The organism is Ramlibacter sp., from assembly GCF_013697775.1.
Lineage (GTDB): Bacteria > Pseudomonadota > Gammaproteobacteria > Burkholderiales > Burkholderiaceae_C > Ramlibacter.
Genome location: NZ_JACCWG010000403.1, coordinates 1 through 6,635, shown reverse-complemented (window position 1 = coordinate 6,635; position 6,635 = coordinate 1). Strand labels below are relative to the sequence as shown.

Here is a 6,635-nt window from a genome sequence, read left to right as displayed (position 1 = left end):
CGCTGTTCAAGGCGCCCGAGATCAAGCGCGCGGTGCAGACCGGCCAGGCGCAGATCGGCGAAGTGCTGATGAGCCTGCTGGAGAACGAGAATCCAGTGTTCGGCGCCGACGCGGTGCCATTTGTCGCCACCGGGTTCGACGCATCGTGGAAACTGTGGCAGGCGCAGCGCCCGGTGGTCGAAAAGATTCTGGCGGGTCAGGGCATCAAGCTGCTGTACGCAGTCGCGTGGCCACCGCAGGGCATCTACACGAAGAAGCCATTGAACACGGTCGCCGATATGAAGGGGCTCAAGTGGCGCGCCTATAACCCGGCCACCACGCGTATCGCGCAACAGGTCGGCGCACAACCACTGACGATTCAGGCCGCTGAACTGTCGCAGGCGCTGTCCACCGGCGTCGTGGATTCGTTCATGTCGTCGGGTGCCACCGGCGTCGATTCCAAAGTCTGGGAAAGCCTGACTCACTTCGCTACGGCCGACGCCTGGCTGCCGAAGAACATGGTGATCGTTAACCAGAAGGAGTTCGACAAGCTCGACAAGGCTTCGCAGGATGCGATCGTGGCTGCGGCGAAAGATGCCGAGGAGCGCGGCTGGAAGCGCATGCGCGATTACACCAGCGAGTCGCTCGCCACGCTGCGCAATAACAAGATCACCGTATACGAGCCGAGCCCCGCACTCAAGAGCGAGCTCACCAAGCTCGGCGACACGATGCTGACAGAATGGATGGCCAAGGCCGGTCCCGACGGGCAGACGATCATCACCTCGTTTCGCAAGTAGTCCGGAACAAGCCGCCGCCGTACCAAGGCGGCTTTTTCTTATCTTTTTGAGCGGCGGATATCTGATGCGCGCACTGCTCGATTCGCTGTTCAGGCTTTTGGGTGCGCTCGCCGCACTTTTCATTTTCGCCACTTTGGCGATTGAAGTGGCCGGCATCGTGCTGCGCGAGCTCGGCTACTCGATGGCCGGCGCTGACGCCTACGCGGGTTACTTCCTCGCGGCGGGTTCGTTTCTGGCGCTGGGCTACGCACTGCGGCAAGGCGATCACATCCGCGTGACGTTGATCCTGCAGCGCCTGCACGGTCGCGCCCGCTGGTGGATGGAGGTGCTCTGCCTGACGATTGCCTCCGCGCTCAGCGTTTACTTCGCGTGGTTCTCGGCGCGCCTCGTGTGGGGCTCGTACACGTTCAATGACGTTTCGCAGAACGTCGACGCGACGCCGTTATGGATTCCGCAGCTTTCGATGGCGATCGGCCTGGCCGGACTCGCGCTGGCGTTCATCGAGCAGCTCGCGATCACGGTGCTTACACGCCGCCTGCCACCTGCGGTTAACGAAGCAGCCCACATCGAATAGATGGGCACCGTTGTAGCCTTTCTCCTGATCGTCGCGCTGTTTGTCATTCTGGGCGCCGGTGTGTGGGTCGGCATCGCGGTGCTCGGCGTGGCGTTCATCGGCATGGAACTGTTCACGACGCGACCCGCCGGCGATGCACTGGCGCTGACGGTGTGGGGATCACTGTCGAGCTGGACGTTGACGGCGCTGCCGCTGTTTATCTGGATGGGCGAGATTCTGCTGAAGACACGTCTCTCCGAAGGCATGTTTCGCGGGCTCGCGCCATGGCTGCAATGGCTGCCCGGTCGCCTGTTGCATACCAACATCATCGGCTGCACGATTTTCGCCGCGGTGTCGGGTTCATCGGCCGCCACCTGCGCCACGATCGGCAAGATCACGCTGCCCGAGCTCGCGAAACGCAACTATCCCGAGCAGATCTCGATCGGCTCGCTCGCCGGCGCCGGCACGCTGGGGCTGCTGATTCCGCCGTCGATCATCATGATCGTCTACGGTGTCGCCGCCGACGTTTCGATCGGCAAGCTGTTTATCGCCGGCGTGATTCCGGGCTTGATGCTGGCGGCGCTCTTCATGGGCTATACGATCGTCTGGGCATTGCGCCATCCCGGCAGCATTCCGCCGGCCGATATCAAGCTCAGTTTTGCGGGAAAACTCGCCGAGTCGCGCCACCTGATTCCGGTGATGCTGTTGATCGTGGCCGTGCTGGGCTCGATCTATCTCGGCGTTGCGACCGCGACCGAGGCAGCCGCGCTGGGAGTGGTCGGCGCGCTCGTGCTGTCGGCCTTCCAGCGCACACTGACGCGGCAGGCATTCGTCGATTCGCTGATGGCGGCGACGCGGCTGTATTGCATGATCGCGTTGATCCTCGCCGGATCGGCATTTCTTGCGCTATCCATGGGCTTTATCGGATTGCCGCGCCAACTGGCCGAAACGATCGGCGCGCTGAATCTGCCGCCGTTCGGCCTGATCATGCTGCTGATGGTGTTCTTTATCGTGCTCGGCTGTTTTCTTGACGGCATCTCGATGGTAGTGCTGACGATGGCGGTGCTGCTGCCGACTTTGCAAACGGCCGGTATCGATCTGCTGTGGTTCGGCATTTTCATCGTGCTCGTGGTTGAGATGGCGCAGATCACGCCGCCGGTGGGCTTCAACCTGTTCGTGCTGCAGGGCATGACCGGCAAGGAGATCACCTGGATCGCGCGCGTCACCATGCCGTTCTTCTTCCTGATGTGCGGCATGGTGCTGCTGCTGTGGTTCTTCCCCGGCATCGCCACCTGGCTGCCCACCAAGATGTAGCGCCTGGGGAAACACCCATTCGCCGGGCACGGCGCTTGCACGTATGCTGAACCGCACTCTTTTTCCTCTTCCTGGAGCACGCATGAAATTCAAGATCGCACTGGCCGCCGCTGCCATGGCATTCGCCGGCCACGCGGCCGCGCAGGCCAAGTGGGACCTGCCGTCCGGCTATCCCGCCAGCAACTTCCACACCGAAAACCTGGAGCAGTTCGCCAAGGACGCCGACAAGTACTCGGGCGGCAAGCTCAAGATCACCGTTCACTCGAACGCCGCGCTGTTCAAGGCGCCGGAGATCAAGCGCACCGTGCAGGGCGGCCAGGCGCAGATCGGCGAGATCCTGCTGGTGAACTACCAGAACGAGTGGCAGATCTTCGGTGCCGACGGCATCCCCTTCCTGGCCGACAGCTACGACTCCGCCATGAAGCTGTGGCGCGCGCAAAAGCCCGTGCTGGAAAAGAAGCTGGGCGAGCAGGGCATGATGGTGCTGTACGCGGTGGCCTGGCCGCCGCAGGGCATCTACACCAAGCGCACGCTCAATTCGGTGGCCGACATGAAGGGCCTGAAGTGGCGCGCCTACAGCCCGGCCACCGCCCGCATCGCCGAACTGGTGGGCGCGCAGCCGGTGACGGTGCAGCAGGCCGAGCTGTCGCAGGCCATGGCCACGGGCGTGGTGGACTCCTACATGTCCTCCGGCTCCACCGGCTACGACACCAAGACCTACGAGCACATCAAGAACTGGTACGACACCCAGGCCTGGCTGCCCAAGAACGCGGTGATCGTCAACCGCGCCGCCTTCAATGCGCTGGACAAGCCCACGCAGGACGCGCTGATGAAGGCCGGCGCCGACGCCGAGGCGCGCGGCTGGGCCGCCAGCCGCAAGGCCAACACCGACACGCTGGAAAAGCTCAAGGCCAACGGCATGCAGATCCTGCAGCCCAGCGCGCAGCTGAAGGCCGACATGAAGAAGATCGGAGACACCATGCTCAAGGACTGGCTGGACAAGGCCGGCCCCGAAGGCCAGCAGCTGGTGGACGCATACCACAAGCAGTAGGCGGCGGCGTTTGTACAAGCTCCATTGCTTCAGCCAGTCCGGCAACAGCTACAAGGTCGCGCTCATGCTGCAGGCGCTTGGCCAGCCCTGGGAGGCTGTCTTCGTCGACTACATGGGCGCCAGCCAGACGCGCCAGGCCGGCTGGCGCGAAGAGGTCAACGCCATGGGCGAGACGCCGGTGCTGGAGACGGCGGACGGCAAGCGCCTGGCGCAGTCGGGCGCGATCATGCACTGGCTGGCCGAGCGGCACGGCATGTTCGGCGGGCGCGACGCCGACGCGCGCTACGAGGTGCTGCGCTGGCTGCTGTTCGACAACCACAAGTTCACCAGCTACTTCGCCACCTACCGCTTCAGCAAGGCCTTCATCGCCGCCGAGCCCGATCCGGGTGTGATGGCCTTCCTGCGCAACCGCATCGACAGCACCTTCGGCGTCGTCGACCGGCACCTGGCGGACCGCGCCTGGGTCGTCGGCGACGGCCCGACCATCGCCGACTTCTCGATGGCCGGCTACATGTTCTATCCGGTCGAGGAAAGCGGCATGGACATCGCGGCGCTGTTCCCGAACATCGGCGCCTGGATGCAGCGCCTGCGCGGCCTGCAAGGCTTTCGCGAGCCCTACGCGCTGATGCCGGGCGAGCGCGTCATGCCGCTGCGCTGAAGGCAGGTAACGAACAGCGCGCTCAGGCGTGCGCGAGCTGGTTCTTCGCCTGCGCCACGTCCATGTCGCGCGGCAGGGCCACGCAGTTCTTCACCGCCAGGATCTCGGCCATGACGCTCACCGCGATCTCGGGCGGCGTCTTGCTGCCGATGTAGATGCCGATGGGCCCGCGCAGGCGGGCCAGTTCATCGGCGCTGACGTCGAAGTGCTCGCGCATGCGCTGGTGCCGCGCCTCGTTGTTGCGCCGGCTGCCGATGGCGCCGACGTAGAAGGCTTGCGTCTTCAGCGCCTCCAGCAGCGCCAGGTCGTCCAGCTTGGGGTCGTGCGTGAGCGCCACCACGCAGCTGCGCCGGTCGGCCTTGAAGGCCAGCACCACGTCGTCGGGCATGTCGCTCAACATCGTGGCGCCAGCCACGCTCCAGGCGCCGCGGTATTCCTCGCGCGGGTCGCACACCGTCACCGCGAAGCCGCTGAACAGCGCCATGGTCGCCAGGTATTCGGTCAGCTGGCCCGCGCCGATCAGCAGCATGCGGTACTCGGGGCCGAAGGTGTTCACCAGTGCGTCGGCATCGACCCGCAGCTCCTCCGGCGCCGCCGCTTCGCTCAACGTGACGGCGCCGTCGGCGAGCCGCACCACGCGGCGCATCAGGCGGCCGGTTTCCAGCGACTGCACCAGCTGCGCCAGGCTGGCCGCGTCGGGGTCGTATTCCAGCAGCAGTTCCAGCGTGCCGCCGCAGGGCAGGCCGAAGCGGTGCGCCTCGTCGGCGGTGATGCCGTACTTCACGAAGCCGGGCGCCCCGCTGGGGATGGCGTTGCCGGACGCGCCCGCCCCACCCGCATACGCGCGCGTGAAGCGGTAGACCAGGTCGTCCTCGATGCAGCCGCCCGACACCGAGCCGACGACGGAGCCGTCCTCGCACAGGGCCATGATCGAGCCCACCGGCCGGGGCGACGAGCCCCAGGTGCGCACCACCGTGGCGAGCAGGCCGCGCTTGGCCGCTGCGCGCCAGTCGCGCAGCGCGCGCAGCACCATGACGTCGAGGTTTTCCATCGCGCGCTCCTTTCAGCCCTTGTCTTCGCCTTTGCCGCCCAGCTTCCACCACGGGCGGGATGTCTCCGCCGTCTCTTCACCTTCTCCCGCCACGGTATCGGCGGGCACGGCCGCCGCCGGGTAGCGGCGCTGCATCTCCGCGTCGAAACGCTTGAAGAAGTCTTCCGCCATCGACTTGGCCACGCCGTCGATCAGCCGCTGGCCGACCTGCGCGATCTTGCCGCCGACCTGCGCGTTCACCGTGTAGCCCAACTCGCAGCCGGTGCCGGCGGGCGTGAGCCGCACCTGCGCGCTGCCCTTGCCGAAGCCGGCCGCGCCGCCCTGCCCTTCGAAGCCCAGGGTGTAGCTCTCGGGCGGCTGCACCTCGGTCAACTGGATCTTGCCGGCGAAGCGCGCCGACACCGGCCCGATGCGCAGCGCCATGCCCACGGTGTACTGGTTCTCGCCGGTGGGCTCGAGCTTGTCGCAGCCGGCGATGCAGGCCTTGAGCACCTCGGGGTCGTTCAGCGCCTCCCAGGCCTGCTGCTGCGTCACGCCCAGCGCGCGGCTGCCTTGCATGTCCATGTGTGTTCTCCGTTCCTGTGTCTTGTGCTTTGCGTTTGACGCCATCACCGGCGCATGACCGCGGCCAAGCTGGCCGCCAGGTCCTGCAGCCTGCTCAGGTTGTGCACGGCCAGCATGCCGTCGGCACGGCTGTGCAGCACCGCGGCGCCGCGCGCGATGGGCGCATAGCCCTCGAAGCGCAGCAATGGATTCAACCACAGCAGCCTGCGGCAGCGGCGCTTGAGCCAGCCGAGTTCGCGCGCCAGGTCATCGGGCTCGCCTGTGTCCAGCCCGTCGCTGATCACCAGCACCAGCGTGCGCCGGCCGACCAGGCGGCGGGCGTGGCGCATGCGCAGCGTGGCCAGCGAATCGCCCAGGCGCGTGCCGCCCGCGAAGTCATCGATCGCGGCGCCGGCCGCGGCCAGCATCATGTCGGTATCGGCGATGCGGAACGCCGAGGTGAGGTCCGTCAGGTGCGTGCCGAAGGCGAACACGTCGCGCCGGCGCAGGCCGCGCGTGGCCGCGTGCAGGAAGGCCAGCAGCAGCCGCGCATAGCGCTCCATCGAGCCGGACACGTCCACCAGCACCAGCAGCGGCAGCGGCTCCTCGGCGCGCTGCATGCGGCGCAGCTCGACCAGCTCGCCGCCGGTTCGCGCCGCGTGGCGCAAGGTGCGCGCCCAGTGCAGGCG

The 6,635-nt window shown here is 66.4% G+C and carries 8 protein-coding genes; 5 read left to right on the top strand and 3 right to left on the bottom strand.

Annotation, left to right across the window (positions count from 1 at the left end):
- From H0U68_RS20620 to H0U68_RS20600, 5 genes are all read left to right on the top strand, one after another.
- Positions 1-776, top strand: a 776-nt coding sequence (locus tag H0U68_RS20620) for a TRAP transporter substrate-binding protein (protein ID WP_296358776.1), incomplete at its 5' end; no start/stop codon positions are given.
- 64 nt (positions 777-840) lie between these two features.
- Entirely contained in the window at positions 841-1,350 is a 510-nt protein-coding gene (locus tag H0U68_RS20615) for a TRAP transporter small permease (RefSeq protein ID WP_296358775.1), read from the top strand.
- The gene (locus tag H0U68_RS20610) at positions 1,351-2,643 is read left to right on the top strand and encodes a TRAP transporter large permease subunit (RefSeq protein ID WP_296358774.1); all 1,293 of its coding nucleotides are present in this window, start codon (positions 1,351-1,353) and stop codon (positions 2,641-2,643) included.
- Between the two features lie 82 nt (positions 2,644-2,725).
- Positions 2,726-3,694: a TRAP transporter substrate-binding protein gene (locus H0U68_RS20605; protein WP_296358773.1), complete on the top strand. Its 969-nt coding sequence runs from the start codon at positions 2,726-2,728 to the stop codon at positions 3,692-3,694.
- 10 nt (positions 3,695-3,704) lie between these two features.
- Positions 3,705-4,352, top strand: a complete 648-nt coding sequence (locus tag H0U68_RS20600) for a glutathione S-transferase (protein WP_296358772.1) — start codon at positions 3,705-3,707, stop codon at positions 4,350-4,352.
- 22 nt (positions 4,353-4,374) lie between these two features.
- On the opposite strand, the gene H0U68_RS20595 is transcribed toward H0U68_RS20600, so the two are convergent.
- The 3 genes from H0U68_RS20595 to H0U68_RS20585 all read right to left on the bottom strand — a co-directional run.
- Positions 4,375-5,403, bottom strand: a complete 1,029-nt coding sequence (locus H0U68_RS20595) for an XdhC family protein (protein ID WP_296358771.1) — start codon at positions 5,401-5,403, stop codon at positions 4,375-4,377.
- Positions 5,404-5,415: 12 nt separating this feature from the next.
- Positions 5,416-5,967 carry a carbon monoxide dehydrogenase subunit G gene (locus H0U68_RS20590; protein WP_296358770.1) on the bottom strand — a complete coding sequence of 184 codons (552 nt, stop codon included), beginning with the start codon at positions 5,965-5,967 and terminating at the stop codon, positions 5,416-5,418.
- Between the two features lie 44 nt (positions 5,968-6,011).
- Positions 6,012-6,635: VWA domain-containing protein (locus H0U68_RS20585; protein ID WP_296358769.1), on the bottom strand; the 624-nt coding region annotated here is incomplete at its 5' end.